The organism is Azospirillum argentinense, assembly GCF_000632475.1.
In the GTDB taxonomy this organism is placed as follows: domain Bacteria; phylum Pseudomonadota; class Alphaproteobacteria; order Azospirillales; family Azospirillaceae; genus Azospirillum; species Azospirillum baldaniorum.
Map to the genome: position 1 here is coordinate 720597 of NZ_CP007793.1, position 15809 is coordinate 736405.

At 68.7% G+C, this 15809-nt stretch carries 11 protein-coding genes; 10 read left to right on the forward strand and 1 reads right to left on the reverse strand.

Annotation, left to right across the window (positions count from 1 at the left end):
- Positions 1–15 precede the first annotated feature (15 nt).
- From ABAZ39_RS03350 to ABAZ39_RS03390, 9 genes are all read left to right on the forward strand, one after another.
- A complete protein-coding gene (locus ABAZ39_RS03350) occupies positions 16–1188 on the forward strand; it encodes a dihydrodipicolinate synthase family protein (RefSeq protein WP_038526731.1) in 1173 nt (390 codons plus the stop codon).
- A gap of 156 nt (positions 1189–1344) precedes the next feature.
- Positions 1345–2208 (forward strand): sugar phosphate isomerase/epimerase family protein, encoded by an 864-nt coding sequence (locus ABAZ39_RS03355; RefSeq protein ID WP_038526734.1) that lies wholly within the window; start codon positions 1345–1347, stop codon positions 2206–2208.
- Positions 2209–2421: 213 nt separating this feature from the next.
- On the forward strand, positions 2422–3741 hold the full coding sequence (urtA, locus tag ABAZ39_RS03360; RefSeq protein WP_038526737.1) for an urea ABC transporter substrate-binding protein: 1320 nt from the start codon (positions 2422–2424) through the stop codon (positions 3739–3741).
- Between the two features lie 194 nt (positions 3742–3935).
- On the forward strand, positions 3936–5555 hold the full coding sequence (gene urtB, locus ABAZ39_RS03365; RefSeq protein WP_038526740.1) for an urea ABC transporter permease subunit UrtB: 1620 nt from the start codon (positions 3936–3938) through the stop codon (positions 5553–5555).
- Positions 5556–5559: 4 nt separating this feature from the next.
- The gene (gene urtC / locus ABAZ39_RS03370) at positions 5560–6699 is read left to right on the forward strand and encodes an urea ABC transporter permease subunit UrtC (protein WP_038526743.1); all 1140 of its coding nucleotides are present in this window, start codon (positions 5560–5562) and stop codon (positions 6697–6699) included.
- Between the two features lie 5 nt (positions 6700–6704).
- Positions 6705–7451 (forward strand): urea ABC transporter ATP-binding protein UrtD, encoded by a 747-nt coding sequence (gene urtD / locus ABAZ39_RS03375; RefSeq protein ID WP_035675131.1) that lies wholly within the window; start codon positions 6705–6707, stop codon positions 7449–7451.
- 209 nt (positions 7452–7660) lie between these two features.
- Positions 7661–8356 carry an urea ABC transporter ATP-binding subunit UrtE gene (gene urtE / locus ABAZ39_RS03380; protein WP_014241091.1) on the forward strand — a complete coding sequence of 232 codons (696 nt, stop codon included), beginning with the start codon at positions 7661–7663 and terminating at the stop codon, positions 8354–8356.
- Between the two features lie 183 nt (positions 8357–8539).
- Complete coding sequence (locus ABAZ39_RS03385) at positions 8540–9940, forward strand: dipeptidase (RefSeq protein WP_038526747.1); 1401 nt, start codon at positions 8540–8542, stop codon at positions 9938–9940.
- Positions 9941–10448: 508 nt separating this feature from the next.
- Positions 10449–12140 (forward strand): methyl-accepting chemotaxis protein, encoded by a 1692-nt coding sequence (locus ABAZ39_RS03390; RefSeq protein WP_038526750.1) that lies wholly within the window; start codon positions 10449–10451, stop codon positions 12138–12140.
- A 101-nt stretch (positions 12141–12241) separates the two neighbouring features.
- On the opposite strand, the gene ABAZ39_RS37460 is transcribed toward ABAZ39_RS03390, so the two are convergent.
- A complete protein-coding gene (locus tag ABAZ39_RS37460) occupies positions 12242–14668 on the reverse strand; it encodes an ankyrin repeat domain-containing protein (RefSeq protein ID WP_038526753.1) in 2427 nt (808 codons plus the stop codon).
- Between the two features lie 204 nt (positions 14669–14872).
- Between ABAZ39_RS37460 and ABAZ39_RS03400 the strand changes: the two genes are divergently transcribed.
- Positions 14873–15787, forward strand: coding sequence for an ROK family protein (locus tag ABAZ39_RS03400; protein ID WP_081862870.1), 915 nt, complete (start codon positions 14873–14875; stop codon positions 15785–15787).
- Positions 15788–15809 lie beyond the last annotated feature (22 nt).

The window sequence follows — 15809 nt, forward strand, 5'->3', positions numbered from 1 at the left end:
CCGGAGACTCCGTCCATGGCACTGACCATCAAGCTGCCGCGCGCCGACCGCTCGCTGGAAAGCTACGAGGTCGCCCCGGCGCGGGGCTTCCCCGCCCGCACCGACCGGCCCTTGAACCGCGTGGCCTACGCCGCCGCCCACATGGTGGCCGATCCGCTGGCCGACAACGACCCCTGGCTGACCCCGGCCATCGACTGGGACCGCACCATCGCCTTCCGCGAGCATTTGTGGGACCTCGGCTTCGGCGTGGCCGAGGCGATGGACACCGCGCAGCGCGGCATGGGGCTGGACTGGAACGCCTCGCTGGAGCTGATCCGGCGCTCCCTGACCGCGGCGAAGGCGCGCGGCAACGCGCTGATCGCCTGCGGGGCGGGCACCGACCATCTGGCGCCGGAGGACGCGCGCTCGCTGGACGACGTGATCCGCGCCTATGAGACTCAGGTCGCCGCTGTGGAGGACCTTGGCGGACGGGTGATCCTGATGGCGTCGCGCGCGCTCGCGCGCGTGGCCAAGGGGCCGGAGGATTACGTCCGCGTCTACAGCCGCATCCTCTCCCAGGTGCGCAGCCCGGTGATCATCCACTGGCTGGGCGACATGTTCGACCCGGCGCTGGCCGGCTATTGGGGGACCAACGAGTTCCCGGTGGCGCTCGACACGGCGGTCGGCATCATCAACGACTTCGCGGCCAAGGTCGACGGGGTGAAGATCTCCCTGCTCGACAAGGACAAGGAGATTGTCATGCGCCGCCGGCTGGCTCCCGGCGTGCGCATGTACACCGGCGACGACTTCAACTACGCGGAGCTGATCGCCGGCGACGCGGAGGGCCATTCCGACGCCCTGCTGGGCATCTTCGACGCCATCGCCCCGGCGGCGGCGGCGGCCTTGGCCGAGCTGGCGGCGGGCGAGGAGGGGCGCTTCCACGAAATCCTGGAGCCGACCGTCCCGCTGTCCCGCCACATCTTCAAGGCGCCGACCCGCTTCTACAAGACCGGCGTGGTCTTTATGGCCTACCTGAACGGCCACCAGGACCATTTCACGATGATCGGCGGGCAGGAGGGCACGCGCTCCACCCTGCATCTGGCCGAGATTTTCCGGCTGGCCGACAAGGCCGGGCTGCTGCGCGACCCGGAAGAGGCGGTGTGGCGCATGGCCGACGTCCTGGCCGTCCGCGGCATCGAAGCGGTGTGAGGGGATAAGCCCCTCTCCCCTCTGGGGAGAGGGTGGCGCCGAAGGCGCCGGGTGAGGGGGTTCTCGGGGGACCGTACGCTCAGGCATCGCGGGACCCCCTCACCCCAGCCCTCTCCCCAGAGGGGAGAGGGGGCGAGAACGAAAAGGACCACGATCATGCGCGACTTCTCCGGCGATCATCGCTGGCTGTCCATCAACACGGCCACGGTGCGCAAGCAGGGCGACCTGCTGCAGATCTTCGACGCCTGCGCCCGCCAGGGCATCCGCGCCGTCTCACCCTGGCGGGATCAGGTGGCCGCGGTGGGGCTGGACCGCGCCGTCCGGGCCGTGAAGGAGCTGGGGCTGGAGCTGTCCGGCTATTGCCGCGGCGGCATGTTCCCCGCCGATCCCGACCGCCGGGCCGAGGTGCGCGACGACAACCGCCGCGCGGTGGACGAGGCGGTGGCGCTGGGCGCTCCCTGCCTCGTGCTGGTGGTCGGCGGGCTGCCGCAATTCTCCCGCCCCGGCTCCCCGCCGTCCAAGGACATCGCCCTGGCCCGCGCCCAGGTGGAGGACGGCATCGCCGAACTGCTGGAGCACGCCCGCGGCGCCGAGATGCCGCTCGCCATCGAGCCGCTGCACCCGATGTACGCCGCCGACCGGGCCTGCGTGAACACGATGGGCCACGCGCTCGACCTTTGCGACCGGCTGGACCCGCAGGGAACCGGCGCGCTGGGTGTGGCGTTGGACGTCTACCACGTCTGGTGGGACCCGGAACTGGAGGCTCAGATCCGCCGGGCGGGCCGGAATCGCCTGTGTGCCTTCCATGTGTGCGATTGGCTGGTGCCGACCGCCGACCTGCTGGAGGACCGGGGCATGATGGGCGACGGAATGATTGATATACCAATGATCCGTGGTTGGGTGGAAGCCGTTGGATTCCAAGGCTATTCCGAGGTCGAAATATTCTCGCGCCGGTGGTGGGCACGACCTTTGGATGAGGTGCTGGCGGTCTGTGTCGAACGGCATCGGTCTTCGGTGTGATTGACTGCCTAAAAATCAACCATTCTGGCGGAAGTGAGTAAAATTCGATCATAAAAAGGGAGGCATGCATAATTCGTAAGCGAATACTGGGCTGCAAATCGCTGCGGATTCCTTGACCGGCCCTCCTGTCGACGTGTCGTGGCATCACATTTGCGAAGGACACCCCCGGGCGCCTGAGGCGGGCGCTAGACCAAAGAACGGGGGGTATTCACAATGTTGAAGACGGGGTTCCAGTCGGGCTTCAAGACCGGTCGCACCCTTGCGGCGGCCGCGGGTCTTGCCGTCACGTTCGCCGCGGGCTTCGCCGCCCCGGCGTCGGCCCAGGACACCATCAAGGTTGGCATCCTCCATTCCCTGTCGGGCACCATGGCGATCAGCGAGACCACGCTGAAGGACGTCATGCTGATGCTCATCGAAGAGCAGAACAAGAAAGGCGGCGTTCTCGGCAAGAAGCTGGAGCCGGTCGTCGTCGATCCCGCCTCCAACTGGCCCCTGTTCGCCGAGAAGGCGCGCGAGCTGATCAGCAAGGACAAGGTGGCCGCGGTGTTCGGCTGCTGGACCTCGGTCAGCCGCAAGTCCGTCCTGCCGGTGTTCGAGGAGCTGAACAGCGTCCTGTTCTACCCGGTGCAGTATGAGGGCGAGGAGTCCTCGCGCAACGTCTTCTACACCGGTGCGGCCCCGAACCAGCAGGCCATCCCCGCCGTCGACTATCTGGCGGAGAAGGAAGGCGTGCAGCGCTGGGTGCTGGCCGGCACCGACTACGTCTACCCGCGCACGACCAACAAGATCCTGGAGACCTATCTGAAGTCCAAGGGCGTGAAGTCCGAGGACATCATGATCAACTACACGCCGTTCGGCCATGCCGACTGGCAGAACATCGTTGCCGACATCAAGAAGTTCGGCTCCGCCGGTAAGAAGACCGCCGTCGTCTCAACCATCAACGGCGACGCCAACGTCCCCTTCTACAAGGAGCTGGGCAACCAGGGCGTCAAGGCGCAGGACATCCCGGTCGTCGCCTTCTCCGTGGGTGAGGAGGAGCTGGCCGGCATCGACACGAAGCCGCTGGTCGGGCATCTCGCCGCCTGGAACTACTTCATGTCGGTGGACACGCCGGAGAACGGCGACTTCATCAAGAAGTGGCAGGCCTACACCAAGAACGACAAGCGCGTCACCAACGACCCGATGGAGGCCCACTACATCGGCTTCAACATGTGGGTGAAGGCGGTCGAGAAGGCCGGCACCACCGACAGCAACGCCGTGATCGACAGCCTCGTCGGCGTCGCCGTGCCGAACCTGACCGGCGGCTATTCGGCCATGCTGCCGAACCACCACATCACCAAGCCGGTGCTGATCGGCGAAGTGCAGGAGAACGGCCAGTTCGAGACCGTTTCCAAGACGCCGGGCCTCGTGGCCGGCGACGAGTGGTCGGACTTCCTGCCGGACAGCAAGGACCTGATCTCCGATTGGCGCGCCCCGATGTCCTGCGGCAACTTCAACGTGAAGACCGGCAAGTGCGGCGGCAAGGGGTCGTGAGGACCGTCTGAACACCTTTTGGTGACTGGCTGCGTGATGCCCCCTCCCTAACCCTCCCCGCGCTGACGCAGGGGAGGGGATTGTTCCCTCTCCTGCGCGGACGGGACGGGACGGGACGGACGGACGAGGAGGGGNGCAGCCCCTTCCCACTCAAAAACGCCCCCAACGACTTCCGACACATCACAGGAACCGCGATGCACCGCGCATTCTGCTGGCTGCTGGCCGCGTTTCTGGCGCTGGCCGCACCGTCCGCCTTCTCCGCCAATCTGGGCGCCGCTGATCTGGCACCGCTGGTCCGCGGCCTGGGCGCCGGCAGCTACGCCGAGACCGAAAAGGCCATCGCCGGGCTGGCCGAGACGGGTGATCCCGCCGTCGTGCCGGTGATCGAGGCCCTGCAAGCCGGCGATCTGCATGTCCGCAAGGCTGACGGCGCCGTGGTCGTCGCCAAGCGCGCCGGCAACGGCTACGCCCTGACCGACCCGTTGACTGGCGCCGCGCTGGGCGAGGCGGACCGCAACGCGGTCGAGAAAATTCGCATCAACAATGCTTTGCGCCGCACGATCAGCGCGACGCTCGGCGCGCTCACCCTGATGAGCCCCGACGCCAACACGCGCCGGCAGGCCGCCGAGGCGGTGTTCAAGAGCCGCGACGCCAACGCGCTGGACGCGCTGAACACGGCGCTGGGCAAGGAAACCGATGAGCGCGTCCGCCGCGCGATGACCCAGGCGCGGGCCTCCGTCCTGCTGGCCGGGGACGCGCCCGACGCCGACAAGATCGCCGCCGTCGCGGTGCTTCAGGAGCGTGGAGACCAGGACGCGCGGGCCCTGCTGAACGGCGCGGCCAACACGGGAAGCGACGCGGTGAAGGACGCTGCGACGAAGGCCATCGCCTCCGTCGAGCAGCGGCTCGCCCTGTGGGGGGCGGCGCAGAACCTGTGGTACGGCCTGTCGCTCGGCTCGGTGCTGCTGCTGGCGGCGATCGGGCTGGCCGTCACCTTCGGCGTCATGGGCGTCATCAACATGGCGCATGGCGAGATGGTGATGATCGGCGCCTACGCCACCTTCCTGGTGCAGGAGGCCTTCCGCCAGTGGGCGCCGGGCCTGTTCGATTTCTCCATTCTGGTGGCTCTACCCGTCGCCTTCCTGGTCTCCGGCGCGGTCGGCGTCGCCATCGAGCGCAGCGTGATCCGCTGGCTCTACGGGCGTCCGCTGGAAACGCTGCTGGCGACCTGGGGCCTGTCGCTGGCGCTCCAGCAGGCGGTGCGCTCCATCTTCGGGCCGACGAACCGCGAGGTCGGCGCCCCCTCCTGGATGTCCGGCGCCTTCGAGCTGGGCGGGCTGACCATCACCTACGGGCGGCTGTGGATCGTCGTCTTCGCCTTCCTCGTCTTCGGCGCGCTGCTGGTGGCGCTGCGCAAGACGTGGTTCGGGCTGAGCATCCGCGCCGTCACCCAGAACCGCAGCATGGCCAACGCCATGGGCATCCGCACCGCGCGGGTGGATGCGCTGACCTTCGGGCTCGGCTCCGGCATCGCCGGTCTGGCCGGGGTGGCGCTGAGCCAGATCGACAACGTCAGCCCCAACCTGGGCCAGGGCTACATCATCGACAGCTTCATGGTCGTGGTGTTCGGCGGGGTGGGCAACCTGTGGGGAACGCTGGTCGGCGCGCTGGCGCTCGGCGGCGTCAACAAGTTCCTGGAGCCCTACGCGGGCGCGGTGCTGGGCAAGATCCTGGTGCTGATCTTCATCATCCTGTTCATCCAACGGCGTCCGCGCGGCCTGTTCGCGCTGAAGGGCCGGGCGGTGGAGGCCTGATCCGATGCTGACCCGTTTCTTCCTGATGGGCCTGGACAAGAAGGCCGGCGTTCTGCTGACCGTCCTGGCGGTGCTGGCTGTGGCGGTTCCGGTCATGGCGCTGGGCACCGCCCCGGACTCGCCGTGGCACCTGTCCACCCACACGGTGGCGCTGCTCGGCAAGTATCTGTGCTTCGCCCTGCTGGCGCTGTCGCTCGACCTCGTCTGGGGCTTCGTCGGCATCCTGTCGCTGGGCCACGCCGCCTTCTTCACGCTCGGCGGCTACGCCATGGGCATGTACCTGATGCGGCAGATCGGCTCGCGCGGGATGTACGGCAACGCCGACCTGCCGGACTTCATGGTCTTCCTGAACTGGACGGAGCTGCCCTGGTACTGGCACGGCTTCGACCAGTTCTGGTTCGCCGCGATCATGGTGATGCTGGTGCCGGGCCTGCTCGCCTTCGCCTTCGGCTGGTTCGCCTTCCGCTCGCGCGTTACCGGCGTCTATCTGTCGATCATCACCCAAGCGTTGACCTTTGCGCTGATGCTGGCCTTCTTCCGCAACGACATGGGCTTTGGCGGCAACAACGGCCTGACCGACTTCAAGGAGATCCTGGGCTTCGACATCCAGGCCGCCTCGACCCGCGTCGGGCTGTTCGTGGCGACGGTGGTGGCGCTGGCCGCCGGCTACGTCCTGGCCTCGGCCGTGGTGGCGTCCAAGCTGGGCAAGGTGCTGATCGCCGTGCGCGACGCCGAGAGCCGGGTGCGCTTCCTGGGCTACGAGACCGACCGCTACAAGCTGTTCGCCTGGACGCTGTCGGCCTGCATGGCCGGCGTGGCGGGCGCGCTCTACGTGCCGCAGGTGGGCATCATCAACCCGTCGGAGTTCTCCCCCGCCAGCAGCATCGAGGCGGTGATCTGGGTCGCCGTCGGCGGGCGCGGCACGCTGGCCGGGCCGGTGCTGGGCGCGGTGCTGGTGAATTTCGGCAAGAGCTACTTCACGGCGGCGCTGCCGGAGTTCTGGCTGTTCGCGCTGGGCGGCCTGTTCGTCCTGGTCACCCTGTTCCTGCCCAAGGGCATCCTCGGTCTGGCGGCGCAGCTCCGCGACCGGCTGCCGGCGCGCGCCACGGTCACCGCCAAACCGGTGGACCAGAAGGGAGTCTGAGAGAGATGAGCACCGAGGACACCCTGCTGTATCTCGACGGCGTGTCGGTCAGCTTCGACGGGTTCCGGGCGCTGAACAGCCTGTCGCTGGTCATCGAACCGGGCGAGATGCGGGCGATCATCGGGCCGAACGGCGCCGGCAAGACGACCATGATGGACGTCATCACCGGCAAGACCCGGCCCGACACCGGCACCATCCTGTTCGAGGGCCGCACCGACCTGACCAGCCTGCGCGAGCCGGCCATCGCCAACCTGGGCATCGGCCGCAAGTTCCAGCGCCCCACCGTGTTCGAGATGCACACGGTCTGGGACAATCTGGAACTGTCGCTGAAGGCGCCGCGCCGCCCGCTGAAGACGCTGACCTACTCGGCGACGCGGGAGGACCGGGCGCGGATCGAGGAGATCCTCGACATCACCCGCCTGTCGCCGCGGCGCGACCGCCCGGCGGGCAGCCTGTCGCACGGCGAGAAGCAGTGGCTGGAGATCGGCATGCTGCTGGCCCAGGACCCGAAGCTGCTGCTGGTCGACGAGCCGGTGGCCGGCATGACCGACGCCGAGACGGAACAGACCGCCCATCTGCTGAAGGACATCGCCGGCAAGCATTCGGTGATCGTCGTGGAGCACGACATGGTTTTCGTCCGCGAACTGGGCGTGAAGGTCACGGTGCTGCACGAGGGCTCGGTGCTGGCCGAAGGCTCGCTCGACACGGTGAGCGCCAACAAGCAGGTCATCGACGTCTATCTGGGCCGGTGACCGCCAACAATCATCCCTCTCCCGTCCCGGGAGAGGGTGCCCGCGCAGCGGGCGGGTGAGGGTCGTGCGAGGATCAAGGCACTGTTTCTTGCCGGCAGCGTGCGAGGATCAAGGCACTGTTTCTTGCCGGCACCCTCACCCTCCCATGCTGCGCATGGGGCCCTCCCTCTCCCGGGGCGGGAGAGGGGTTTTGGATCAGAGGAAGTTTCATGCTCGACGTACGGTCTGTCGATCTCCATTACGGCGCGGCGCAGGCGCTGCGCGGCGTGTCGCTGACGGCGGAGGTGGGAAAGGTCACCTGCCTGCTGGGGCGCAACGGCGTCGGCAAGTCCTCGCTGCTGCGCGCCATCGTCGGGCTGAAGCCGGTGACCGGCGGCACCATCGCCTGGGACGGCGGCGACATCACCAAACTCGCCCCGTCGGAGCGGGCGCGGCGCGGCATCGCCTATGTCCCGCAGGGGCGCGAGATTTTCCCGCTGCTGACGGTGCGGGAGAACCTGCTGACCGGCTACGCGCCGCTGAAGCGCGCCGACCGCTCGATTCCCGACGAGGTGTTCGAGCTGTTTCCGGTGCTCAAGTCCATGCTGGACCGCCGTGGCGGCGACCTGTCGGGCGGGCAGCAGCAGCAGCTCGCCATCGGGCGGGCGCTGGTGACGCGGCCCCGGCTGCTGGTGCTGGACGAGCCGACCGAGGGCATCCAGCCCAGCATCATCAAGGACATCGGGCGGGCCATCGCCTACCTGCGCGACAAGGGCACCATGGCGATCCTGCTGGTGGAGCAGTATTTCGAGTTCGCCCGCGATCTGGCCGACGACTGGGCGGTGATGGAGCGCGGCGAGGTCATGCTGGCGGGCAGCCGCGACGGGCTGGAGGAGAGCGAGGTCCGGCGGTATCTCACCGTCTGACGCGCCTGCGTCCAGGGCATCCTCGCGAGGGCGGAGCCGTGCTCCCGCCATCCTGTGCTTCCCGTGGCGGGAACCGGGAACGCCGCCGTCGCGAGGATGGCACCCCTGCGCTTTGTGGAGCTTGGCGCGGAACCGCGATGCGCTACCATCGGTGCCAGTCATTCACACCGAAGGCAGTTCCGAATGTCGAGCGTCCTGTCAGCCGACCCCGTTCTTCAGCAGGTTGACCGCAGTTTCGAAGACTCCCTTGGCCGCCTCTGCGACCTGCTGCGCATCCCCAGCGTCAGCACCGACCCGGCCTACAAGGGCGACGTGCGCCGCGCCGCCGACTGGCTGGTCCGCGAGCTGAGCGGGCTGGGCTTCGACGCCTCCGTGCGCGAGACGGCCGGCCATCCCGCGGTCGTCGCCCACCATCCGGGGCCGGGCGGTGAGGATGTGCCGCACATCCTCTATTACGGCCATTACGACGTGCAGCCGGCGGAGCCGCTGGAGCTGTGGAACAGCCCGCCCTTCGAGCCGGCCATCGTCGAGGCCGAGCATGGCCGCCGCATCGTCGCCCGCGGCGCCGTGGACGACAAGGGCCAGGTGATGACCTTCATCGAGGCGTTCCGCGCCTGGCACGCCGTGCACGGCACGCTGCCGATCCGCGTGACCGTCCTGCTGGAGGGCGAGGAGGAGACCGGCAGCCCCAACCTGCTGCCCTTCCTGAAGGCCAACGCGGAGGAGCTGAAGGCCGACGTCTGCGTCATCACCGACACCAACGCCTGGAACATCGACACCCCGGCCATCACCACGCGGCTGCGCGGTCTGCTCTACGTCGAGGCGACGCTGCATGGGCCGAGCCACGACCTGCATTCCGGCATGTTCGGCGGCGCGGTGCTGAACCCGATCAACGCGCTGACCCGCATCCTCGGCCAGATCCACGACGAGGACGGCCGCGTCCGCTTCCCCGGCTTCTACGACGACGTGGCCGAGCCGACGGATGAGGAGAAGGCGATGTGGCGCGACCTCGGCTTCGACGAGAGCGCCTTCCTGGCCGGCGTCGGGCTGAAGACCCCGGCGGGGGAGGCCGGGCGCAGCGCGCTGGAGCGGCTGTGGTCGCGCCCGACCTGCGACATCAACGGCATCTGGGGCGGCTACACCGGGGAGGGATCCAAGACGGTCATCGCCTCCAAGGCCTCGGCCAAGCTGTCCTGCCGCCTCGTGCCCGCCCAGGACCCGGAGAAGATCCTGGCCGGCATCCGGAGCTTCCTGGAGGAGCGCACACCGGCCGACGGGCGCTGGGAGATCAAGGTGTTCGGCCGCTCGCCGGGCGTCCAGGTGCCGACCGACAGCCCCTATCTGCGCGCCGCCATGGCGGGACTGGGCGACGTCTTCGCCAACAAGCCGGCGCTGGTCGGCAGCGGTGGGTCGATCCCGGTCGGCGGCTACATCCGGCAGGCGCTGGGCTTCGATTCGATCTTCGTCGGCTTCGGGCTGGAGGATGACCGCATCCATTCGCCCAACGAGAAGTTCGAGGTGAAGTGCCTGCACAACGGCATCCGCTCGCACGCGGCCATGCTGGCTCGCTTCGCCGCTCTCTGATCCGTCCCAGTCCGCAATTTTTCGTGGTTCAGCCCGCGGTTGCGCATCACGCGCCCGCGGGCTTTTTTTGCGCCTTTGGCACCCCCTGGCGATCCGTGACGTCTCCGGCGAAACAAATGCTTCTCAAGTGAGAAACTTTATAAAAACACCGAGATAATAAATAAAAACAAAAAAGATCGCAGCTTTCATAGCGCTTTAATGACTGATTTACTTATTCCGTGATATAACAAACGTACTGGACGCAGTCCAGATTAGCATTGGCGTGCACCGGCAAGTGCCTGAAGGCCATCTGATCCAGATGAAGCATCATCAATCGCCTGTTGTTCAAATCAAGCGTTTGGCCTGTGTGCTCGCGCGTTGGGAAGTTCTTGCGTGACGTGCATGTCTGTTGTGCTCGCGCGCGTCATCGCTGATGGAACTCATCGCGCCTAAGGGGAAACAATCAAAACAAACTTTCTGCACAAAGTATCACGCTGATCGTCCTGTGAATCCGCGGAGGGAGTGTCGCATGTCTGTTCTTTCGAACATAACAATAAAAACGAAGATTGCCTCTTCGTTTTTCATACTTGTCATGTTCATCATCGGTTTGGGTATTTTCAGCATCGACCGCATTTCGACGGTGAATGACGCGGGAAAAGACATCCGCGACAACTGGCTGCCGAGTGTTGGCGAGATTTCCCGGCTCACCGACTATTTCGAATTCTACCGCATTCTGGAGTCTGCCCATATTTTGGTTTCCGATCCTGCTCAGAAGGCCGAGGAGGAGAAGAGCTTGCGGTCGGCCCTGGAAAATTTTCAGGAAGCCGCCCGCAAGTATAAAGGCATGCTGACTCCCGGTTACGAGATGGAGACGTTCCAGAAGCTCATGGGGCACTGGGAGCGTTATCAAAATCTGAGCAATCAGAAGCTTCTCCCTTTGTCACGCGCCAATCGCGACAGTGAAGCGACCGAGCTTTACCGGGGGGATTCGCGCGCCGAGTTCCGCAAGGCCCAGGAGCTCATGCGTGAACTGTCCGAATTCAACATCCGTAACGGCCGCATCGCCGCCGACCATGGCGAGGCGATCTACGCGTCGAGCAGGATGCTGCTCATCATCGTCATTGCCATCGTGACCCTTCTCGGCGCCGCGATGGGATTGGTGATCATCGCCGGTGTCTCCAAGCCGATCCAGCAGCTTACCGGGGTGATGAACCGGCTGGCGGGACGCGAGTTGACGGTCGCCGTGGACGGTGCGCAGCGCAAGGACGAGCTGGGCGCCATGGCCCGCGCGGTGCAGGTTTTCAAGGACGGCCTGATCGAGGCGGACCGGCTGGCCGCCGCCCAGGCGGCGGAACAGGCGTCCAAGCAGCGCCGGGCGGAAGCCGTGGAACGGCTGGTGAGCCGCTTCGGCGACTCCTCCGCGGCCTCCCTGCGCACGGTGGCGGCCGCCGCGTCCGAACTGGACGCCACCGCCCACAGCATGACCTCCATGGCCGAACGGACCAACATCCAGGCAACCGCCGTCCAGGCGGCGGCAGAGCAGACCAGCGCCAACGTCCAGACCGTCGCCTCGGCCACGGAGGAGATGGCCAGTTCGATCCGCGAGATCGCGACGCAGGTGTCGCGCTCCTCGCAGATCGCCGGGCAGGCGGTCGAGCAGGCGACCCGCACCAACGAGACGGTGCGCGGTCTGGTCGAGGCCGCGCAGAAGATCGGCGAGGTGGTCAGCCTCATCACCAACATCGCCAGCCAGACCAACCTGCTGGCCCTGAACGCGACCATCGAGGCGGCGCGGGCGGGCGAGGCCGGCAAGGGCTTCGCCGTCGTCGCCGGCGAGGTGAAGCATCTCGCCTCCCAGACCGCCAAGGCGACCGACGAGATCGCCGCCCAGATCGCCGCCATCCAGGGCGCGACCGACGGCGCGGTGCGCGACATCTCCGCCATCGGCGGCATCATCGGCCAGATCGACGAGATCTCCACAACCATCGCCGCCGCCATCGAGGAGCAGGGCGCCGCGACCAACGAGATCTCCCGCAACGTCCAGGAGGCCGCGACGGGCACCCACCAAGTTTCCGGCAGCATCACCGAGGTCACGCTGGCCGCAGGCGAGACGGGTGCGGCGGCCGGTCAGGTGATGAGCGCGTCGGGCGAACTGGCCCGCCAGTCGGAAACGCTGCGCAAGGAGATCGAGAGCTTCCTGGCGGAGATCAGAGCCGCCTGAACGGGCAACGGCTCGGAGAAGATGGGTTCGGCAGGATCGACATGCGAAAACGGCGGGCGTCCCTGGGGGCGCCCGCCGTCTTTTTTTGCTTGGCTTGCCGGTCAGTGCGGCTTCAGCGCCTCGACCACCTGCATGTGGCCCTGCAGCGCGCCGAGGGTGAGGGCGGAGTTTCCGGCGGTGTCCATGCGGAACGGGTTGGCGCCGCGCTCCACCAGCATCCGGGCCACGCGGTCGTGGCCGTTGTTGGCGGCGTACATCAGGGCCGACCAGCCGTGGGTGGCCACCCGGTCCACCGACACGCCGCGGTCGACCAGGATCTTCACCACCCCTTCATGGCCGCGGGCCGCGGCGGCCATCAGCGCGGTCTTCCCGTCGTCGTTGGTGGCGTCGAGTTCGGCCCCGGCGGCGGCCAGCGCGTGGATCACCGCCTCGTGCCCGCCCCAGGCGGCGTACATCACCGCGGTGGCGCCGTCGGCGGTGCGCAGCTCCGTCTTGGCCCGGCGGTCGATGAGCAGCCGCACCGCGTCGGTCAGCCCCTGTTCGGAGGCCAGCATCAGCAGGGTCTTGCCGTTGTCCACCCGCTTGTTCGGATCGGCACCGCCATCCAGCGCGCGCTTCAGCTCGTCGGTGCGGCGCATCAGGGCGATGGCGCCGTCACGGCTGTCCAGGCCGGGCTTGGCCTCGGCGGTGGCTGGAGTCGCCGGCGGGGTGCCGGGCGCCGCCGATGCCGTGGGTGTCGCAGGCAGGACGCGCCCTTCGCCGGCGGCCTTGATGCGGTCGCGCAGGTCGCCGGTGTTGGGGGCGACGATCAGGGCGCGCTCGTAGAAGCGCCGCGCCTCGTCCCAATTGCCGTCGCGCTCCGCCAGCGAAGCCCAGCGGCGGTAGGTCTCCTCCATGGTCGTCAGGAGTTCCTGGATCTCCGGCGTCGCCGGGGCGATCTCGCGCAGGCGCGACACCGTCTCGTAGGCGTTGTTGTTCGGCGGCGTGGTCAGCAGCTTGGCGGCGATCTGCCGGCGGGCCTGATCGACCAGGGTGCGGACGCGCGGGTTCAGGCCGTTGTCGCTGGCCGAGAAGGGCGTGGACGCCGTGGGGGGCGCGGGCTGGGGCATCACCGGGGCGGCCATCTGGGGCGCCGGCTCATCGACCAGCGGCGGCAGGGTGGCGGAACCGGTCGGGCCTTCGCTTTGCTCCGTGCGGTACTCGGTCGCCCGCGGCTTGGGCGGTTGGGTGTGCTCCGCAGCCAACGGATCGGCCACCGGCACCGGCGGTTTCGGCAATTGCGCCGCCGGAGCGACGGGCGGCTGTTCCGGCTTCGCCGCCATCGTCGGGGTGGGGGCCGGTGTCGGCGCTTGGGTCGTCGCCGGGTTCGGGGCCGGCGTGGCGTTCATGGTGCGCGCGGCGGGCGGCGGGGCGTCGGCCCTGGTCGGCGCGGGGCCGGCGACCGGAACACCCGCCTCGGCGGGGAGGGAGGCGAGGTAGGGGTTCTGCGGCCGGGCGATCGCCAGCGTGTCGGGGCCGCGGCTGCCCAGGCTGGGCTCGTCGGTAAACGGGTTGTGCACCCGCTCCGTCACGAAGCTGCGGAGGTCCTGCCAGCCCTGCCGGGCGTAATCGAGCGCCCGTTCGGGCGTTGCACCGGGAACGGTCAGGGCCACGCCGGCGCCGGCGGCGCCCAGCAGGATCAGCGTGGTGATCGCCGCTCCGGCCAGCGCGGCGCGGCGGCGCGGGCGCTTGGCGGGCAGATCGGCGACCGGGGCGCCGGTTTCCGGGATCGTCCAGCCGTCCGGCGCGTCCCAATCGTTGGCCGGCCAGTCGTTGGCGTCGCGCTCCGCGGCGCGGCGCGGCGGCGGGGGAGCGGCGCGCGGCGGGGCGGCCACCGGCCCGGCAACGGGGGAGACGGAGGGGCCGGCGGAGGGAATGACGGCGGTGGGGGCGACGGACGGGCCGGCACCGGGCGTCATGCGGTAGATCACGCCGAGTTCGCGCACCGCCTCGGCCAGTCCGGGGCGGGCCAGGGTCCGTTCCATCTCCGGCGTGCCGCAGAGCAGGACCTGGAGGAAACGCCCGCTCGGCGTCTCGGAGCGGGTGAGGTCGATCAGGTCGGCCAGCGTCGGGGCGGCGAGGACGCCGGCGTTCTCCACCGCCAACAGGCCGGTGCCAGCGAGGTCGAGCCGCTCCTCCAACTCCTCGATCAGCGTGTCGAAGTCGCGGTCGTCGCTGTCGGAGGGCAGGGCGGCGTCTCCGGCGGCGGACACCAGATCCTCCACCTGCGCTCCGGCGCTGGCGGCGACCGGAAGCACCAGCGCCCCGTCGGAGCCGACCTGCTCGACGAGCTGGTGGAAGACCGCGGCCCGTCCGGACCCGGCCTCGCCGACCAGCACCAGCAGCCGTTTGCGCGCCAGCAGGGCCAGAAGAAGGCCGTCGAAGACCTCCGTCTGGTCGGGGCGCAGGCCGGCGGCCTGGGGTTGGGGCTTCGCCTTCGCCGCAGAGCGATTCGAGGATGGCGTGGCTTTCGGAGCGGAACGGTCCATGGGGGCGCGCGCAATCCAATTGATGGAAGTGACACTCCTGACTCTAGTGGTCCGCCGCCGTCCTGCGACGGTGCAAAGGGACGGGACCGCCACCTCTTATGGAGGAGGCGCGCGTCGGGATGGCTGATTCGGGCGGAGCGCTGCGCTATAGGGGGGACTGCTTTTTCCACCCCCTTCACTGTCCACCCGCGCTGGGAGTCCGTCATGGGCATGGGTCCGATGCGAATCGGCGTCGATCTGGGCGGCACCAAGATCGCCGCCACCCTTCTGGCACCCGACGGTACGGAGCGGGCGCGGCACCGCGCCGACACGCCGCGCGGCTATGCGGAGACGCTGGAAGCGTTGGCGACCACCGTGGCGACGCTGGAGGCGGGGGCGGGCCGCCGGGACGCCGCGGTCGGCCTGTGCCTGCCGGGAATCGTCGACGCCGCCGCGGGCACCGTGCGCGCGGTCAACCTGCCCTGGCTGGATGGGCGGCCCTTCGCCGCCGATCTGGCGCGGGCGTTGGAGCGTCCGGTGCGCATCGCCAACGACGCCAACGCCTTCGTCCTGTCGGAGGCGATGGACGGCGCCGCCGCCGGGGCGCCGCTGGTCTTCGGGATCATCCTGGGCACCGGCGTCGGCGGCGGGATCGTCGCGGACCGGCGCATCCTGCCCGGCGCCAACGCGCTCGCCGGAGAGTGGGGGCACAACCCGCTGCCCTGGCGGGTGGCGGAGGACGGCCCGCCCGTGCCCTGCGGCTGCGGGCGGGAGGGCTGCATCGAGACGCTGCTGTGCGGCGCCGGACTGGCCCGCCTGCACCAATGGCGAACGGGGGAAACGCTGACGCCGCCGGAGATCGCCGCCCGCGCCGCGGCCGGCGACGCGCCGGCGCGGGCGACGCTGGACCGCCATGCCGATGCGTTGGCCCGCGCGCTGGCCGCCGTCATCAATCTGCTGGACCCCGACGCGGTGGTGGTCGGCGGCGGCCTGTCGGAGCTGCCGGGGCTCTACGAGGCCGTGCCGGCCCGGTGGGGACGCTGGGCGCTGAGCCCGGCCCCCCGCACCCGCTTCCTCCGGGCGCGCCATGGCGCCGAAAGCGGTATGCGCGGCGCGGCGTGGCTTTGGCCCAAGGCGTGATCCCTTCGGCCGATGTTTCGAA